This is a genomic window from Aquibium pacificum (genome assembly GCF_040839445.1).
GTDB lineage: Bacteria > Pseudomonadota > Alphaproteobacteria > Rhizobiales > Rhizobiaceae > Aquibium > Aquibium pacificus.
On sequence record NZ_JBDPGJ010000002.1, the window covers coordinates 901,995 to 919,189 of the forward strand.

The following is a 17,195-nucleotide window of genomic DNA, read 5'->3' on the forward strand; positions in this document are numbered from 1 at the left end:
GCTGTTGAGCGCGGTATTCGGGACGCGGTTTAGCGTAAAAGTGCGCTGCACAAAAGTAACTTTTGTTGATGCATGCTTCAACCGTCCGGACACGGCGCGCCGGCCGCGTTCCAGCGTTCGAGGGCGGCGAAGGTTTCTACGGCCGATCCCGGCGCCGGTTCCCTGCCGGGCCCTGGCGCCCATCCCCAGCCGACCAGCCCATCGTCGCGGACATGGACCGCGATCTCCTCCAGCGTGCGGCCGCCATTGCGCTCCGGATCCTTGATCTGCGCGCAGATTTCGGCCGAACTTTTCCCGAACCAGACCATTTCGGCAGGTGCGAGATGCCAGTTCTCCGCACCGGGAGGACCATGGAGCACATTGGAATTGCTCTCGAAATGGCATGTGGTGCAGCGCAGCCCCGGATTGCCGAAGCCGGATTCGTCGGTGCCGCGCTGGACGTTGAAGGCGTGGTTGCGGGTCTCGCCGTAGTGCGTCCCCGACCATCGCGGATGATCGTCCTCGACATGGCAGTTGGCGCAGCGCGGATGGGAAAAAACGGCGTTGATCTTCTCCCATTCGGAGAGACCGGCTGCCCGGTCGACGGCGGGTACGGGCGGCTGGTCGGGGGCAGGGGTCTCCTGCGCCAGCGCGGAAGAACTTGCCGCGATGGCAAAGGCTGTCAGCAGTGTTGCAAGCGGCCTCATGCGAACGAGACTTCGCGCGACAGCGGCAGGGCCCGGATGCGCTTGCCCGTCAGGGCGAAGATCGCGTTGGCAAGCGCGGGCGCCGCCGGGGGCGTGCCGATTTCGCCGACGCCGCCCATCCTGTGGTAGTTCTCGAGGATCGCGACCTCGAACTCCGGGCACTGATGGATGCGCATGGCGTCGAAATCGTGGAAGTTCGACTGTTCGACCATTCCGTTCGCGAAGGTGATCTCCTGGCCCATCGCGGCCGAAAGCCCGAAGATGGCGCCCGAGGTGAGCTGCGCCTCGATGATGCCCGGGTCGATCGCCGTGCCGACGTCGGCGGCGATCCACACCTTCTCGACGCGGATGCCTGCATCCGTCTCGGCGACCTGAACGATCTCTCCGACCCAGCTGCCGAAGGACAGGGTGAAGGCGAAGCCCTTGCCGCGGCCGGCCGGCAGCGGCTCGCCCCAGTTCGCCATTTCGGCGACCTTGTCGACCACCTTCACTGCCACCGGGTGGGCAGCCATCAGCTTGCGGCGCATCTCGACCGGATCGAGCCCCCCCTTCGTGGCGATTTCGTCCATGAAGCCCTCGTGGAAGAAGCCGTTGAACGAGTTGCCGACCGAGCGCCAGAAGCCGACCGGCACGCCGAGATCGGCTTTGGCGCCGGACACGCGGTAGTCGGCGATCGTGTAGGGCTGGTCGTGCGAGCCTTGCGTGATCGTGCCGTCCGGCCCGGCCGGCGAGAGCGACGGGAAGGTCCGGCGCATGACGCTGGCGACGACGGAAGGCGCGGCGATGCGCATGTCGAGCGCCACGGGCAGGCCGTCCTGGTTCAGGCGGGCGCGGAACCGGCCTTTCGCCGCGGGCCGGTAGGAATCGTGGCGGACGTCCTCCTCGCGGCTCCAGATGACTTTGACGGGACGGCCCTCGACTTCCTTGGCCATGATGGCGGCATAGATGGTCGTGTCCGCCTCGCGCCTGCCAAAGCCTCCGCCGAGTGAGGTCGTGTGTGCGGTCACGTTTGCGCTCTCCAGCCCGATCGCCGCGCCGCTGAGATACTCGACCAGCGTCGGCATCTGGTTCGGCGCCCAGATCTCGAGCTTGCCGTCCTTGAAGCGTGCGGTGGCGTTCATGGGCTCCATGCAGATGTGGGCGAGGAAGGGCACGGCGTATTCGGCTTCCAAGACGCTATCCGCAGGGGCGTCGGCGAAGGCGACGTCCACGTCGCCGTCGTCGCGCAGGCGCGAGCCGTCGGTTGCGAGCGCGGCATTCAGCGCCTCGTCGACCGCGCCGCCGTCGGCCGGATAGTCGGGTTTGCCCCAGTCCGCCTCGATCAGATCGGCGGCCCTGAATGCCGCCCAGGTGTTCTCAGCGATCACGCCGAAGCCATGACCATAGGTCGTGTCCAGCGGCACGATTTTGACCACGCCCTTCACTGCCTCCGCCTTCGACAGGTCGACAGAGGCTGGTTTCTGCCAGAAGACCGGGTTCATCTTCACCGTGCCGAAGAGCATGTCCGGCAGCATGACGTCGACGCCGAAGATCGGCGCCCCCGTCACCTTGGCCAGCATGTCGACGCGCTTCTGCGGCTTGCCGAGAAGCGTCCAGTCGGCCTTGTCCTTGAGCTTCACCGAAGAGGGCGGCGACATCTTGGCCGCATCGACTGCGAGTTCGCCGAACGTGGCGGATTTTCCCGACGCCTTGTGGAGCACCGTGCGTCCGACGGTCTCGAGCTGGCCGGCGGGCACGTCGAAGCGGTCGGCCGCGGCGGCGAGAAGCATGTGGCGCGCGGCGGCACCCGCCTGGCGCATGCGCTCGAAGCCGTCACGTGTCGATGCCGAGCCGCCCGTCGCCTGGAGGCCCAGCACCTTGCCCACCGTCGAGAAGGCGTCGCGCGCAATCGAGGCGAGCAGGCTGTCGTCGAACCAGGGGAACGGGCCTGATTCCTCCATCATGGTGCCGTTGTAGTAGGCGAAGGACGTTGGACCGTGCTCGACGGTCAGTTCCTCGAGAGGAACGCCAAGTTCTTCCGCGACGAAGGCGGCGAGCGTGGTGGAGATTCCCTGCCCCATCTCCGCGCGCGGCGCGATCACGGTCACGGTGTTGTCCGAGGCGATCTTGACGAAAGGATTGAAGGTCGCTTCGCCCTCGGCGAGGTCGTCTTCCAGGGGATTGTCATAGGGGCGCGATACGTACCAATAGCCGACGGCGACACCACCCGCGATGGCGGCGGCACCGATCAGGAAGGTGCGGCGGGCGATCTTTCCGATGCTTGCCATGGTCAGGCCCTCGCCAGCTTCATCGCGGCCGCGCGCTTGATGGCGGCGCGGATGCGCGGATACGTGCCGCAGCGGCAAAGATTGCCGCCCATGGCGTTGTCGATGTCTTCGTCGGTCGGATCGGACACTTCGTCGAGCAGGGCCGTCGCGCTCATGATCTGTCCGGCCTGGCAGTAGCCGCACTGCGCCACCTGTTCGTCCAGCCACGCCTGCTGCACGGCGGACAGGGTGTCGCCGTCAGCCAGCCCCTCAATGGTGACGATATCGCCTTCCACGCCGCCGACGGGCAGCGAACAGGAGCGCACCGGCACGCCGTCGACGAGCACTGTGCACGCCCCGCAGGCCGCGATGCCGCAGCCGAACTTCGGACCCGTGATGCCTGCGAGGTCCCGCAGGGCCCAGAGCAGCGGCATTTCGGGATCCGCATCGATCTCGATCTGTTTTCCGTCGACGTTGAGGCGCATGGGGATACCCTTCGTTGTCGTCCATGGCGATTTCCGGCATGCTGGTTGCGCATTGTCGGTACAGGATATACACTCTGACAAATTTCGTTATTTTGTCAACACGCATTTGCCAGGGGTGGCCGGATTGACGATCAACATGCCGACGAGCGAGGCGGACAAGCGCTCGCGCATCCTGGAGGGCGCGATCAAGGTCTTCCTTGCCTATGGCTACCAGCGCACGACGATGGACGACATCGCGCGCGCGGCCGGGATGTCGCGGCCGGCGCTCTATCTCCAGTTTCGCAACAAGACCGACATCTACCGCGCAATCGCCATGATGATGCTGGACCAATCCGCCGAGGCCGCGAAGGCTGCGCTCGCCGGACCCGGAGATCTGTCCGGCCGGCTGATTGGAGCGATCGACGACTGCATGTTCGCCATGGTGGAGAAGTTCGCCGGCTCTCCGCACGGCGCCGACATCCTCGACATGAAGGGAAGCCTTGCCGGCGACATCGTAGCGGGCTGGACCGAGCGGCTCGGCGCCATGATCGCCCGGGAGATCGAGAAGGAGGCCGCGCGTCTGGGTACCGACCTGAAGGCGCGGGATCTGGCCCCGGGCATGCTCGCCTCCCTGCTTCTCGACGGGCTGGAAGGCATCAAGATGCGAATCGAGGACCCAGCCGAACAGAGACGGTCGGTGCGGGGGCTGGTGCGGGTGGTGTCGCTGGCGCTGCAGCCCTGACAAACATCGCTCGCGCGGACATCGCGTCAGCGGGAACGCATGCGCATCCCTCCGCATTGAAGTCGAGGCGCGCCACCAGACTGATCGAGCAGGATATTTTTATGGTCGCGCCCCATTCAATCTGTCGTCATGTCAGGGTGGCAAAGGAAACCATGGCAATCAACCGTCCGCACCCTGGGACCTATCTGCGTTTCTACCGCGAGTGGCGCAGGCTCTCGCGCGCCGAGCTGTGGGCGGACGGCATCGTCCATGCCGTCGGGATCGTCATCGCGATTGCGGCCGGGACGGTCCTCCTCGCCTATGCCTTCGGACGGACCGCCGCGGGAGAATACATCGCCGCCGTATTTTACGTGATTTCGCTGCTGACGGTTCTTTCGGTCTCGTGCGCCTATAATCTTTGGCCGGCCTCGCGCGCGAAGTGGTATCTTCGCCGTGTCGACCACGCCGCCATCTTCCTCTTGATCGCGGGAACCTACACGCCTTTCTTGGCGCAGCTTCCCGAAACGCTGGCGCGGATCACGATCGTCTGCGTCTGGGCCGCGACCGTGGTCGGCATGGGTATCAAGCTCCTCCTTCCGGGCCGCTATGACGGCTGGGCGACCGTCTTCTATCTCGCCATCGGCTGGAGCGGCGTGGCAGTCGCGGGCGAACTCGCCGCCATCGTTCCCGAAACCACCATGTGGCTCATCCTGGCCGGCGGCATGGTATACTCGGCGGGCGTGATCTTCTTCGTATGGAACGGGCTGCGCTATCAGTCCGCCCTGTGGCACGGCTTCGTCGTTTCCGGAGCGGGGTTGCATCTGGCGGCGATGCTTGACCTACTCGTGGTCGGGAGGGTCTGAAGGATCGGGCGTTCCGCCGCCGCGCCACGGCGGCTTCTTTCAATTTCGTCACAATTCCGGCTAGAGTCGCGGCTTGGTGCGGGAACGGATACGAGGCTTGGGCGATGACGTGGTTGAGGACTTTGGGCGAAGACGGCCTGGCGGGAGGTGCGCAGTACGACCCGCACAAGCTTTCGAGCCCTCAGGTCTTTCTCCTCTCCATGCTGATCTTCCTGGCGATCGCCGGTTTCGTTGCAGCGATCCTCTACCGCCAGATATCCACCGCATTCGCCACCAATCCCGGCCTCAACGGTCTCATTCTCGGCGTGCTCGCCGTGGGCATCCTACTGGCCTTCAACCAGGTCATCCGCCTCTTCCGTGAGGTGCGCTGGGTGAATTCGTTCCGGGCAGGCCAGGACACGCGCAACCCGGTGCTGCTCGCGCCGATGAAGGCGCTGCTCAGCCGGTCCTCGGCCACCGCGCTGTCGACCAATTCGATGCGCTCTATCCTCGATTCCATCGCCACGCGCCTCGACGAGAGCCGCGACATCTCGCGCTATCTCATCGGCCTCCTGGTCTTCCTCGGGCTGCTCGGCACCTTCTGGGGCCTGCTCCAGACCATCGGCTCCATCGGCTCCACCATCCAGTCGCTCGATCCGGGGTCCGGCGACACGAACGACATCCTGAACTCCCTGAAGTCCGGCCTTTCGGCGCCGCTGGCCGGTATGGGCACCGCCTTCTCCTCCTCGCTCTTCGGCCTCGCCGGATCGCTGGTGCTCGGTTTTCTCGACCTGCAGGCCGGCCGGGCACAGAACCGCTTCTACACCGAGTTGGAGAACTGGCTGTCCTCCGTAACCGATGTCGGCTCCGACGCGCCGGTGCTCGACACGTCTCGGGCCGACACAAGCGAGGAGATGCGGCGCATGGCCGAACAGCTTCGCTCGCTGCACGAGGTAGGCGGTTCCAGCCAGCGCGTCGCGACCTCCATGGCGAGCCTCGCCGAAGGCATTTCCGGCCTGGTCAAGAACATGCGCAACGAACAGCAGATCATGCGCGACTGGGTGGAAGCGCAGGCCGAGGAGCAGAAGGAGATGCGCGAGACGCTCAAGGACATCGCCGACTCGCTGCGGAAGATGGATAGAGTGGGCTGAGATGGCGCTCGCACGCACACGGCGTCGCGAACGCGGCGTTGATTACTGGCCGGGCTTCGTCGATGCGCTGTCGACGCTGCTCCTGGCCATCATGTTCCTCCTGTCGGTCTTCGTGCTTGCGCAGTTCCTGCTCAGCCGAGAGATCACCGGCAAGGACGAGGTGCTGAACCGGCTGAATTCGCAGATCAACGAACTGACGCAACTCCTGGCGCTCGAGCGGTCGAACACGCAGGACGCGGAGGACCAACTCGCCAATCTGCAGGCGTCGCTCCAGGCGGCGGAAACGGAGCGTTCGAGGCTGGAGCAGTTGCTCTCGCAGGGCGCAGGCGCGGATGCCGCCGCCGAGGAACAGATCGGCACGCTGAGCGGTGCGCTCGACCAGGAGCGCCAGATCTCGCAACGCGCGCTGTCCCAGGTGGAGCTTCTCAACCAGCAGATTGCGGCACTGAGAAAGCAGATCGGCGCCCTTGAAGGTGCGCTGGAGGTCTCGGAGGCGCGCGATCGCGAATCGAGCACCAAGATCGCCGATCTGGGCCGGCGTCTGAACGTCGCGCTTGCGCAGCGGGTGCAGGAACTCAACCGCTACCGCTCGGATTTCTTCGGCCGGCTGCGCGAGATCCTGTCCGACCGCGAGAACATCCGGATCGTCGGCGACCGCTTCGTGTTCCAGTCAGAGGTACTTTTCCCTTCCGGTTCGGAAGTCATCAACGACGCGGGCAGGACGGAAATGGCGAAGCTTGCGGAAGCGATCATCGACCTCCAGAAGGAGATTCCCCCCGAGATCAACTGGGTGCTGCGTGTGGACGGACACACCGACAACGTGCCGCTCTCGGGGACCGGCCGCTACCGCGACAACTGGGAACTCTCCTCCGCCCGCGCGACCGCGGTGGTGAAGTACCTGATCGAGCAGGGCGTGCCGGCCAGCCGGCTCGTGGCGGCGGGCTTCGGCGAGTTCCAGCCGCTGGTGGAAGGCGACACGCCCGATGCCCGCAACAAGAACCGCCGCATCGAGCTGAAGCTCACCGAGCGGTGAGCCTCACCAGCCCATGACCAGCGCCGCCAGCGCCAGGATTGCCGGCAGGGCCTGCACGTAGAGGACTTTCCGCGACACCGTGGCGGCGCCGAACAGGCCCGCCACGATCACGCAACCGAGAAAGAAGACCTTGATCGCGAAACCTTCCGTGCCGAGCCACAGGCCCCAGACGAGGCCGGCGACGAGAAAGCCATTGTAAAGCCCCTGGCTCATCGCCAAGGCCTTCGAAGCCGCGGAGAACTCGGGCGTCGTGCCGAAGACCTTTCGCCCGGCAGGCGTGTCCCAAGCGATCATTTCCAGATACATGAAGTAGACGTGCAGCGCCGCCACCAGCGCGATCAGGATCGTTGCAAGCAATGTCGTGCACCCCGGTCAATGATCGTAGATGACGCCTCCCTTATGGTGGCGTCAAGCGGGGTCGCCCGGGGGCAGGGCTCTAATACGCGTGGCTTGGCCCCGTATGCCGCGGTCGTCCGTCTGCTCTCTCTTGCGTTGCCAACCGCCATCGGCTTGGATCGGCCTCGGAGGGTTTGTCATGGACGCGGATGCAATCATCGTCGGGGGCGGACTGGCCGGGCTGGTCGCGGCGTGCGAACTGGCAGACAGGGGCAGGAAGGTCGTCATTCTTGAGCAAGAAGGCGAGAACTCGCTCGGCGGGCAGGCGTTCTGGTCGCTCGGCGGACTGTTCTTCGTCGACAGTCCAGAGCAGCGGCGCCTGAGGATCAGGGACAGCCGGGACCTTGCGCTCCAGGACTGGATGGGCTCCGCACAGTTCGACCGCCCGCAAGACCACTGGCCGAGGAAGGTGGCTGAAGCCTATATCGACTTCGCCGCCGGCGAGATGCGGCCGTGGCTTCATGGCATGGGCATGCGCTGGTTTCCCGTCGTCGGTTGGGCGGAACGCGGCGGCGGACACGCGCACGGCCACGGAAATTCCGTACCCCGCTTCCACATCACCTGGGGCACCGGTCCGGGCGTGATCGAACCGTTCGTGCGGCGGGTGCGCGAACATGTCGACGGCGGGCGCATCGCGCTCAGGTTCCGCCACCGGGCAAGCCGCGTCCTGCGAACGAGCGGGAGCATATCTGGCGTCGCGGGCGACATCCTCGAGCCTTCCACCGTCCAGCGCGGCCAAAAATCCGGGCGAGAGGTGATCGGCGGTTTCGAACTGTCCGCAGGCGTTGTGATCGTTACCTCCGGCGGTATCGGCGGAGATCTCGACCTCGTGCGCAAGTCCTGGCCGGTCGAGCGCCTCGGGCCACCGCCGAAGACGATGGTGGCCGGCGTGCCGCATCACGTCGACGGCCGCATGATCGCCGTTTTGCAGGAGGCGGGCGCCGCGGTCATCAATGCCGACCGCATGTGGCACTACACCGAGGGCGTCAAGAACTGGGATCCGATCTGGCCGAACCACGGCATCCGCATCCTGCCGGGTCCGTCGTCGATGTGGTTCGACGCGCGCGGGGAGCGGCTGCCGGCGCCATGCCTGCCGGGCTTCGACACGCTCTCGACGCTCAAGCATATTCTTGCGACCGGCCACGACTGGTCGTGGTTCGTGTTGACACAGAAGATCATCAAGAAGGAGTTTGCCCTCTCCGGCTCCGAGCAGAACCCGGATTTCACGTCCAAGAGCTGGCGCGCAGTCATGAAGAACCGGCGCGGCGCCTCCGCTCCGCCGCCGGTCGAGGCCTTCAAGGAGAAGGGCGAGGATTTCATCGTCCGAAACGACCTGCGCGAACTTGTCGACGCAATGAACGCGCTGACCGGCGAAGCTTTCATCGATCACGACCGGCTCAGGATGCAGATCGAAGCGCGGGACCGCGAGATCGCCAACCCGTTTTCCAAGGACGCGCAAATCACCGCCATCCGCGGCGCGCGCAACTATCTCGGCGACAAGCTGATCCGGACGGCAGCACCGCACAGGATCCTCGACCCGGCGAACGGGCCGCTGATCGCGGTCCGGCTGAACATCCTCACCCGCAAGACGCTGGGCGGCATCCACACCAATCTCGACAGCCAGGTGCTGGACGCCGGCGGCGAACCGATCGACGGCCTCTACGCGGCCGGCGAGGTTGCGGGCTTCGGCGGGGGCGGCTACCACGGCTACAACGCGCTGGAGGGAACCTTCCTCGGCGGCTGCATCTTCTCCGGCAGGAACGCGGGCCGCCACGCGGCGCGATGACGTCCAGCAATGAAGCGAGCACCATGCAGCACGGCCTGACCAACTCCGACATCGCAGAACTCGTCGCCTGGCGGCGCAAGCTCCACCAGCAGCCGGAGATTTCAGGCGAGGAGGAAAAGACCGCTCTCGAGGTGGTCGACTTCCTCACCCCGACGGGGCCGGACGAGGTGCTGACCGGCATGGGTGGCCACGGCGTCGCGGCGGTCTACGACAGCGGCGTTCCCGGCCCGACCCTGCTGTTCCGCTCCGAACTCGACGCGCTGCCGATCGAGGAAATCTCCACCGCTCCTCACCGCTCGCAGGTGCCGGGCAAGTCGCACATGTGCGGCCACGAAGGCCATACGACGATCCTCGCCGCCATGGCGCGCCAGCTCGGCCGCAGGCGCCCGGCGCGGGGGCGCGTGGTGCTGATGTTCCAGCCGGCCGAGGAGACCGGCGCGGGGGCGGCGGGGGTCATCGCCGATCCGCGCTATCCGACGATCGCGCCGGACTTCGCCTTCTCCCTGCACAATCTGCCGGGTACGCCGCTCGGCCATGTGCGGCTGAAGGAGGGTGTGGTCAACTGTGCCTCGCGCGGCATGCGCATCGTGCTCGACGGCAAGACCTCCCATTCCTCGATGCCGGAGACCGGCACCTCGCCGATGATGGCGGTCAGCCGCCTGATGCCGGCCCTGACCGGCCTTTCCGCCGGTCGTTTCGACAGCGATGATTTTGCCCTGGTCACGATCACGCATACCGAGATGGGCGAACGGGTCTTCGGCATCGCGCCTGGCCGGGCCGAGGTCTGGGCGACGCTGCGCACGCGGCTCGACGAACGCATGGAGGATCTCGTCGCCGCGGCTGAAGGGCTCGTCCGGGAGGAGGCGAAAGCCGGCGGGCTTAGGCACTCGGTCGACTATCACGAGATCTTCGTGGCGAGCCTCAACGACGCCGACGCGACCGCGCACCTTCGCGCCGCCATGGACGTCGAAGGCATCGTCCACGACGATCGCGAACTGCCGATGCGCGCTTCCGAGGATTTCGGGCGGTTCGGCCACGGCGCGAAGTCGGCCATGCTCTTCCTCGGCAGCGGCGAGAACACGCCGCAATTGCACAATCCCGACTACGACTTTCCCGACGACCTGATCCCGATCGGCGCTCGCATCTTCATGCGCACGGTGGCGAACCTGCTCGACGCGCCGCAATCGTCGAACGGGAATGGATGACCAAGTCCGCATCGTCGTTGCCGGCGCCGGCAGCATAGGCTGCTTCGTCGGCGGTTCGCTTGCGCTTGCGGACCGCAAGGTGCGCCTGCTGCTTCGCCCCCGCCTTGGCGATCGCTTGCGGGAGTTCGGCCTGCGGCTGACCGACCTGGACGGGCGCGACCGCTCGCTCCCGCCCGGCCGGCTCGACCTTTCCACCGATCCAGCCGAGGCTTTTGGCGATGCCGGCGTGATCCTGGTCACGGTCAAGAGCGGCGACACACGGGAGATGGCGCGACTGATCTCCCGCCATGCGCCGCCGGGCGCGATCGTGGTCAGCCTTCAGAACGGCGTCGACAACGTGCCCCTGCTCCGCTCGGAACTCGCCGGTCGCGCGATGGTGGCGGGCATGGTTCCGTTCAACGTCGCCCAGAGCCTGCCGGACGGCGTGGCGCCGCGCTTCCACCGCTCCACCAGCGGGGCGGTCACCATCGAGGAGGGACACGAGAAACTGCGGACGCTGCTCGACGTGGACGGTTTGCAGTGTCGTGCCCATCCCGACATGGCGGGACTCGCCTGGTCGAAACTCATCCTCAACCTGAACAATGCGCTCAACGCCCTGTCGGGCCTGTCGCTGCGCGAAGAACTGTCGCAGCGCCGCTGGCGCCTGCTTCTCGCCCGGCAGATGACGGAGGCGCTAGCCGTCACGCGCCGCGCCGGCCTGGCGCTGCCGCGTATCGAGGGTGTGAGCCCGGCCATGATCCCGCACATCCTGCGCCTGCCGGACGTCCTGTTCGGCATCGTGGCCCGGCGCATGCTGGCGATCGACCCGCAGGCCACCTCTTCGATGGCCGAGGATCTGGCTGCGGGACGCAAGACGGAGGCGGAGTTTCTTCAGGGCGCCGTCGTGCGGCTGGCGGCCACCCAGGGAATGAAGGCGCCGATGGCGGAGGCGATCATCGCGATGGTCGCGGACCGCGAAAAGGGTGGAGGTAGCCGGACGCCGGAAGAAGTGGCACGACGCCTGGCTGATGCGCGGGACGACGTGAAAGCTACTCCGCCGCCTTCCTGAAGGCGTCGGCGCCGGTCTCGAACTGCAGTTTCGCCAGCCGCGCATAGATGCCGTCCTGCGTAACCAGGCTCTGGTGCGTGCCTTCCTCGACGATCCGCCCACCCTCCAGGACGAGGATGCGGTTGGCCTTGAGCACGGTGGCGAGGCGGTGCGCGATCACGATGGTCGTTCGACCCTCCATCAGGCGCTCGAGCGCCACCTGAACCAGCCTCTCGCTCTGCGCGTCGAGTGCTGACGTGGCCTCGTCGAGTAGCAGGATCGGCGCGTCGCGCAGGATTGCGCGGGCGATCGCGAGGCGCTGGCGTTGGCCGCCCGAGAGTGTGACGCCGCGTTCGCCGACCGGCGTGTCGTAGCCGAGTTCCAGCGCTTCGATGAACTCGTCTGCCAGCGCATCCCTTGCTGCGGCCCGTATCTCCTCGTCCGTGGCATCGGGACGGCCGAAGGCGATATTGTCGCGAACGGTGGCGGCGAAGATCGTCAGGTCCTGCGGGACGAGCGCGATGCGCGAGCGTGCGTCCAGCGGATCCGCACGCGAGAGGTCGATGCCGTCGATCAGCACTTCGCCGCCTTGGGGATCGTAGAAGCGCAGCAGCAGCGAAAAGATCGTGCTCTTGCCGGAACCGGATGGGCCGACAATGGCGATCGTTTCGCCGGGCCTGGCTTCGAAGGAGAGTCCGTGCAGGGCCGAACGGTCCGGGTTGGTCGGATAGGCGAAGACCACGTCGCGGAACTCGACCGACCCGGCCCCGTTGGCGGGCATTGGCACCGGCACGGCGGGTGCGGCGACCGCGGGTTGTTCGGCCAGAAGTTCCGTCAGGCGTTCGGCCGCGCCGGCCGCCTGGCTCAACTCGCCCCAGACCTCCGAAAGCGCTCCGAGCGCGCCGGCGGCAAAGACGGCGTAAAGCAGGAACTGGCCCAGTGTGCCGGGCGTCATTGCCCCGGTCAGCACGTCGCGCGAGCCGAACCAGAGCACCGCCACGACCGAGGAGAAGATCATGAAGATGGCGAAGAAGGTGAGAAAGGAGCGCGCGAAGATGGAGGCCTGCGCGGCATTGAAGGCCGTCTCGACCGCCTTCGCGAATTTCGACGAGACCAGTCGTTCGTTGGTGAAAGCCTGCAGCGTGCGCACCGAGCCGATCTGCTCGCTTGCATAGGCCGTCGCCTCGGCCAGCATGTCCTGCGCGAGCCGGGACCGCCGCCGCACCGAGCGGCCGAAGGCGATGAGCGGCACGATGATGATCGGGATCGCGCCGATGACGAGCAACGACAGCTTCGGGCTGGTGACCACCATCATGCCCACCGCGCCGATGCCGAGGATGGTGTTGCGCAGCGCGAGCGATGCCGTCGCGCCGACGGCAGATTTGATCTGCGTGGTGTCGGCCGTCAGGCGGGAGACGATCTCACCCGACTGGACCTTGTCGAAAAAGCCGGGGGAAAGCCGCGTCACGTGCTCGAAGACGTCGCGACGGATATCGGCCACGATGCGCTCGCCGAGTGAGATGACGAAATAGTAGCGGCAGGCCGAGGCCAGCGCGAGCATCGCCACGATGACGATCAGCATCGAGAAATAGTTCGCGATGAAGGTGGAATCCGAGGTCGAGAAGCCGTGGTCGACCATGCGCCGCACCGCGAGCGGCAAGGTAAGCGTGGTGGCCGCGGCGAGTGTCAGAAAAACGAGGGCGCCCGCGACGAGGCGCTTGTACCGCAGCAGATAGGGGAAGACCTTGCGCAGCGGCTTCAGCGAGCGCCGGCGTCGTTCTTCGTCGCTCGTCGTCTCCGCCATGGCGTTCCTCGCTTCCTGTCCGGCCGCTGTCCGCGCGTGGCACGGGTGCGGTCTTGTGCTCCGGTTTCGGCTGATGTATAGGCACGCCGACGATTTTTGAAGCCGTAGCCCTCGCCGGCCGCGGCTTCAACCTTTGAATAGGGCGAGATTGCCGCAGGCGCCGGCCTGCCGTGACCCCAAAGACCAGGACCAGAGCGATGAAAGAGAAGATCCACCCCGACTACCACACCATCAAGGTCGTGATGACCGACGGTTCCGAGTACTTCACCCGGTCCACCTGGGGCAAGGAAGGCGACACGATGAACCTCGACATCGACCCGCGCACCCATCCGGCCTGGACCGGCGGACAGCAGACCCTGCTCGACCGCGGCGGCCGCCTGACCAAGTTCAAGAACAAGTTTGCCAATCTCGGCATCTGAGCCGCCGGCGATAGCTTCGAGCTTCTTTGGAAACCCCGCTTCGGCGGGGTTTTTGCGTTGGTGGCCGGGCGCGCCTTCAAGGCCTGGTCTTTATCCGGCCGGCGATGCGGCTCAGGCCGACTGGCGTGACGCCGAGGAAAGCCGCCAGATCCTTTTGCGGCACACGCCCGAGGAGACCCGGGCGAGTCGTCTTCAGGTGGCGATAGCGTTCGGGCGGTTTCATCGTCAGGAAGACGCATTCGCGCTCCTCCTTGCGTAGCGCGAAATCGACAAGCGCATTGCGGACCGCGCGGGACCAAGCGGCGTCTTCGTCGGCGCGCCGCAGGATCGCGGCGATCGGAAGCCGCTCCAGGACGCAGTCCTCGATCGCCATGGCGCCGAACGGCGCGGGCCCGACGCCGGCGATGCTCGAGATGCTGGAGAAGGACATGCCGTCCTCGATGAAGGACTTGATCCACTCGGACCCGTCCACCCGAAGGTAGACGAGCTTGACCAGCCCGGACCGGACGAGGAAGAGGTCGTGCACCTCGTCTCCGTGATCGAAGATCGTGCTGCCGGCGTCGGCGCGCACCACAGAGATGGTGCGCTCGAACGTTCCCCAATCCGGCAATGGTCCGCCGGCCAGAGCCTCGAATACACGCTTGGCTGTCGTCATCGCCGTTGATCGCGGTTAACGCGCGGCGCGCTCCCGCCGCTTATGAAGGAGAGGGTTACAGGAGCGACACGCGATGGCAAGGCACATCATCCTTCTGACGGGAGCGAGTTCGGGCATCGGGCGCGAGCTCGCGCTGGTACTGGCGCAAGCCGGGCACACGGTGCTCGCCCTTGCCCGCGACGACAAGAAGCTGCGCGAACTGGCGGAGGTCAACGCGCTGATTGTCCCTGTTCCATTTGATCTGACCGACACCGGGGCGATCGGCGAACTGTGCGGCCGGTTGGCGAACAGCCATCCGGGGATCGACGTCCTGATTAACAACGCGGCCGTGCAGGTCGACCAGCGCCTCGATGCGCCGGGCTACGAGGACTGCGCGGTGGAGAGGGAGGTCGCGCTCGACCTCGTCGCGCCCATCCTTCTGGCGAAGGGACTGCTGCCGCGCCTTGCGGCGAACCGCGGCATGGTCGTCAATGTTGCGAGCGCGCTCGCCCTCGCGCCAAAGTCCACGGCCGCAGTCTACTCGGCGGCCAAGGCGGGGCTGGCAAACTTCGGCGCCGCGCTGTCCAACCAGGTCCCCGAGGTCGCGGTTTGCACGGTCTATCCTCCCGTGGTGGATACGCCCATGACGGCAGGCCGCGACATTCCCAAGGTCGATGCCGGCGTCGTCGCGGTCGCCATCGCCGAAGCGATCGAGAGCCGTCGCAGGCATGTCTGGATCGGAAAGGCGAAGGCGCTGCGCCTGGTGGCGCGGCTCTCGCCGCGCTTGGCAGGAGTGATCATGCGGCGTTCGTGATGGTCAGGAGCCTGTCGTGGGCCGATCCGAGTGTCCGAGATCCCGCTCGGGCCACACCACGTCGCGAACCTTCTGCTTCAGCACCTTGGCTTCGGGAAAGCCGCCGTCGCGCTTGCGTTCCCAGATCGTCTCGCCGCTGCAGGTGATCTCGAAGACGCCGCCAGTGCCGGGCACCAGCGCTACTTCGCCGATGTCGGCGCCGAAGGTCGAAAGCAGTTCCTGCGCCATCCAGGCGGCGCGCAGAAGCCACTGGCACTGCGTGCAGTAGGTAATGGCGATGCGCGGCCGCGCGGCGGGTCCGGGACTCACGCCGCGCTGAGCCTGGCCATCGTCTCGTCGTCGACCTCGAAGTTGGCGTAGACGTTCTGCACGTCGTCGTCGTCCTCGAGCACGCCGATCAGCTTCATCAGCGACTGGGCACGTTCCTCGTCGACCGGGATAGTGTTCTGCGGCTTCCAGATCGTCTTGACGGAGTCGGCCTCGCCGAGAGCATCTTCCAACGCCTTGGCCACGTCTCCGAGATCCTCGAAACCGCAATAGATCGTGTGGCCTTCCTCGTCGGACTGGATGTCCTGAGCACCCGCGTCGATGGCCGCTTCCATCACTTTGTCGGCGTCGCCGGCCGATGCCGGATAGTAGATCTCGCCGGCACGGTCCCACATGAAGGAAACGGAACCGGTCTCGCCCAGCGAGCCGCCGGCCTTGGTGAAGGCGGCGCGCACGTTGGAAGCGGAGCGGTTGCGGTTGTCGGTCAGCGCCTCGACGATGACGGCCACCCCGCCGGGTCCATAGCCCTCGTAGCGCACTTCCTCGTAGTTCTCCGTATCGCCGCCGGAGGCCTTGTTGATCGCCCGCTGGATGTTGTCCTTGGGCATGGACTGCGCCTTGGCCGCCTGCACCGCAAGCCTCAGCCTCGGGTTCATGTCGGGATCGGGCGTTCCCATCTTGGCGGCGACGGTGATCTCGCGCGCCAGCTTGGAAAACATCTTGGAGCGCGCGGCGTCCTGGCGCCCCTTGCGATGCATGATGTTCTTGAACTGTGAATGGCCAGCCATGGCACCCCTGTCGTCGGTCTTTTCTTGAATTGGCGGGCTTATAGATAGTTTGCGGGCGAAAATCCAGAAGGACGCGCCATGCGATCAGCCGCGCGGCTGCGGTTCCAGCAGATCCCACAGATTTCCGTAGAGGTCCTCGAACACCGCGACCGTGCCGTAGGCTTCCTCGCGCGGCGCTTCGCGGAACCTCACGCCCTTGACCGTCATCCGCGCATGGTCGCGGCGGAAATCGTCGGTCTCCAGGAAAAGGAAGACCCTGCCGCCGGTCTGGTCTCCGATCCTGGCGGCCTGTGCGTCGTCCGCGGGCTCGGCTAGAAGAAGCCGCGCGCCGCCGGAGCCCGGCGCGACGACGACCCAGCGCCTGCCCGCGCCGAGGTCGGTATCCTCGACGAGGTCGAAGCCGAGCCTGTCGCGGTACCATTCGATCGCTTCGTCATAATCGCGGACGAGGAGACTGACGGTAGCGATCCGGCGGCCGGTCATTCGACGATCGCGAAGCGGCCGAGCATGCGTGCCTCGCCCAGATCGTAGAGGAAGATCGCGCTCGCGCCGTCCGCCATCTCCACGTGCAGCGAAAGGCGATTGCCGGAAAGCGCCTGCGAGAGGAGGCGGGCGCCTGAGGGAAGCGGGATTTCGCCGTTCTCGAGGATCGTCCCTACCGCGCCGGGGGCACCGGCGACGACCGGTTCGTCATCATTCCCGCCGATCAGCCCCGACTTGTAGACAACGGCGCCGAGCACCGCCATAACGGCCACGAACAGGATGCCGAGATTGACCGCGACGAAACGCACGAGTTTCCTGCGCACCCGTTCGGCGGCCGGATCGAGCGGCTTTTCTTCTGTGTCGTCCATGTTCGGATTGACCATGTTTTCCCGGAGCCAGGTCCCTGTCGCGCGCCCCTGATAGCGAAGC

19 protein-coding genes are annotated in these 17,195 nt (G+C 66.1%); 9 read left to right on the top strand and 10 right to left on the bottom strand.

Annotated elements, in window-relative coordinates; genetic code table 11:
* Window positions 1–77 precede the first annotated feature (77 nt).
* From ABGN05_RS10765 to ABGN05_RS10775, 3 genes are read right to left on the bottom strand one after another with little or no spacing between them, the layout of a single operon-like run.
* Entirely contained in the window at window positions 78–686 is a 609-nt protein-coding gene (locus tag ABGN05_RS10765) for a hypothetical protein (protein ID WP_367954006.1), read from the bottom strand.
* Complete coding sequence (locus ABGN05_RS10770) at window positions 683–2,953, bottom strand: xanthine dehydrogenase family protein molybdopterin-binding subunit (protein WP_367954007.1); 2,271 nt, start codon at window positions 2,951–2,953, stop codon at window positions 683–685. Before ABGN05_RS10770 ends, ABGN05_RS10765 begins: the two co-directional genes overlap by 4 nt.
* A 2-nt stretch (window positions 2,954–2,955) precedes the next feature.
* A complete protein-coding gene (locus tag ABGN05_RS10775; protein WP_367954008.1) occupies window positions 2,956–3,417 on the bottom strand; it encodes a (2Fe-2S)-binding protein in 462 nt (153 codons plus the stop codon).
* Between the two features lie 124 nt (window positions 3,418–3,541).
* On the opposite strand from ABGN05_RS10775, the gene ABGN05_RS10780 reads away from it, so the two are divergent.
* From ABGN05_RS10780 to ABGN05_RS10795, 4 genes are all read left to right on the top strand, one after another.
* On the top strand, window positions 3,542–4,138 hold the full coding sequence (locus tag ABGN05_RS10780) for a TetR/AcrR family transcriptional regulator (protein WP_367954009.1): 597 nt from the start codon (window positions 3,542–3,544) through the stop codon (window positions 4,136–4,138).
* A gap of 152 nt (window positions 4,139–4,290) precedes the next feature.
* The gene (trhA, locus tag ABGN05_RS10785) at window positions 4,291–4,980 is read left to right on the top strand and encodes a PAQR family membrane homeostasis protein TrhA (RefSeq protein ID WP_367954010.1); all 690 of its coding nucleotides are present in this window, start codon (window positions 4,291–4,293) and stop codon (window positions 4,978–4,980) included.
* A 104-nt stretch (window positions 4,981–5,084) separates the two neighbouring features.
* Entirely contained in the window at window positions 5,085–6,110 is a 1,026-nt protein-coding gene (locus ABGN05_RS10790; protein ID WP_367954011.1) for a MotA/TolQ/ExbB proton channel family protein, read from the top strand.
* Between the two features lies 1 nt (window position 6,111).
* Window positions 6,112–7,143 (top strand): peptidoglycan -binding protein, encoded by a 1,032-nt coding sequence (locus ABGN05_RS10795; RefSeq protein WP_367954012.1) that lies wholly within the window; start codon window positions 6,112–6,114, stop codon window positions 7,141–7,143.
* A gap of 3 nt (window positions 7,144–7,146) precedes the next feature.
* Here ABGN05_RS10795 and ABGN05_RS10800 read toward each other — a convergent pair whose 3' ends face one another.
* Window positions 7,147–7,500, bottom strand: coding sequence for a DUF1304 domain-containing protein (locus ABGN05_RS10800; protein ID WP_367954013.1), 354 nt, complete (start codon window positions 7,498–7,500; stop codon window positions 7,147–7,149).
* Between the two features lie 178 nt (window positions 7,501–7,678).
* Here ABGN05_RS10800 and ABGN05_RS10805 point away from each other — a divergent pair, with 178 nt between their 5' ends.
* From ABGN05_RS10805 to ABGN05_RS10815, 3 genes are read left to right on the top strand one after another with little or no spacing between them, the layout of a single operon-like run.
* Window positions 7,679–9,325: an FAD-binding dehydrogenase gene (locus tag ABGN05_RS10805; RefSeq protein ID WP_367954014.1), complete on the top strand. Its 1,647-nt coding sequence runs from the start codon at window positions 7,679–7,681 to the stop codon at window positions 9,323–9,325.
* Window positions 9,322–10,530, top strand: a complete 1,209-nt coding sequence (locus ABGN05_RS10810; RefSeq protein WP_367954015.1) for an amidohydrolase — start codon at window positions 9,322–9,324, stop codon at window positions 10,528–10,530. The genes ABGN05_RS10805 and ABGN05_RS10810 overlap by 4 nt, the downstream gene beginning before the upstream one ends.
* Window positions 10,523–11,578: a 2-dehydropantoate 2-reductase gene (locus ABGN05_RS10815; RefSeq protein ID WP_367954016.1), complete on the top strand. Its 1,056-nt coding sequence runs from the start codon at window positions 10,523–10,525 to the stop codon at window positions 11,576–11,578. The genes ABGN05_RS10810 and ABGN05_RS10815 overlap by 8 nt, the downstream gene beginning before the upstream one ends.
* Here the strand turns inward: ABGN05_RS10815 and ABGN05_RS10820 are convergent.
* Window positions 11,559–13,361 carry an ABC transporter transmembrane domain-containing protein gene (locus tag ABGN05_RS10820; protein ID WP_367954017.1) on the bottom strand — a complete coding sequence of 601 codons (1,803 nt, stop codon included), beginning with the start codon at window positions 13,359–13,361 and terminating at the stop codon, window positions 11,559–11,561. The genes ABGN05_RS10815 and ABGN05_RS10820 overlap by 20 nt on opposite strands.
* A 197-nt stretch (window positions 13,362–13,558) precedes the next feature.
* On the opposite strand from ABGN05_RS10820, the gene rpmE reads away from it, so the two are divergent.
* Window positions 13,559–13,780: a 50S ribosomal protein L31 gene (gene rpmE, locus ABGN05_RS10825; protein ID WP_367954018.1), complete on the top strand. Its 222-nt coding sequence runs from the start codon at window positions 13,559–13,561 to the stop codon at window positions 13,778–13,780.
* Window positions 13,781–13,856: 76 nt separating this feature from the next.
* Here rpmE and ABGN05_RS10830 read toward each other — a convergent pair whose 3' ends face one another.
* Window positions 13,857–14,435, bottom strand: coding sequence for a Crp/Fnr family transcriptional regulator (locus ABGN05_RS10830; RefSeq protein WP_367954019.1), 579 nt, complete (start codon window positions 14,433–14,435; stop codon window positions 13,857–13,859).
* A 73-nt stretch (window positions 14,436–14,508) separates the two neighbouring features.
* Here ABGN05_RS10830 and ABGN05_RS10835 point away from each other — a divergent pair, with 73 nt between their 5' ends.
* Window positions 14,509–15,228, top strand: a complete 720-nt coding sequence (locus ABGN05_RS10835; protein ID WP_367954020.1) for an SDR family NAD(P)-dependent oxidoreductase — start codon at window positions 14,509–14,511, stop codon at window positions 15,226–15,228.
* A gap of 3 nt (window positions 15,229–15,231) precedes the next feature.
* Here the strand turns inward: ABGN05_RS10835 and ABGN05_RS10840 are convergent, their stop codons facing one another.
* The 4 genes from ABGN05_RS10840 to ABGN05_RS10855 form a co-directional block, all read right to left on the bottom strand.
* The gene (locus ABGN05_RS10840) at window positions 15,232–15,537 is read right to left on the bottom strand and encodes an Rdx family protein (protein ID WP_367954021.1); all 306 of its coding nucleotides are present in this window, start codon (window positions 15,535–15,537) and stop codon (window positions 15,232–15,234) included.
* Window positions 15,534–16,283, bottom strand: coding sequence for a YebC/PmpR family DNA-binding transcriptional regulator (locus ABGN05_RS10845; protein ID WP_367954022.1), 750 nt, complete (start codon window positions 16,281–16,283; stop codon window positions 15,534–15,536). Before ABGN05_RS10845 ends, ABGN05_RS10840 begins: the two co-directional genes overlap by 4 nt.
* Before the next feature lie 84 nt (window positions 16,284–16,367).
* The gene (locus ABGN05_RS10850; protein WP_367954023.1) at window positions 16,368–16,766 is read right to left on the bottom strand and encodes a VOC family protein; all 399 of its coding nucleotides are present in this window, start codon (window positions 16,764–16,766) and stop codon (window positions 16,368–16,370) included.
* Complete coding sequence (locus ABGN05_RS10855) at window positions 16,763–17,149, bottom strand: fimbrial protein (protein ID WP_367954024.1); 387 nt, start codon at window positions 17,147–17,149, stop codon at window positions 16,763–16,765. The genes ABGN05_RS10850 and ABGN05_RS10855 overlap by 4 nt, the downstream gene beginning before the upstream one ends.
* Window positions 17,150–17,195: the final 46 nt, after the last annotated feature.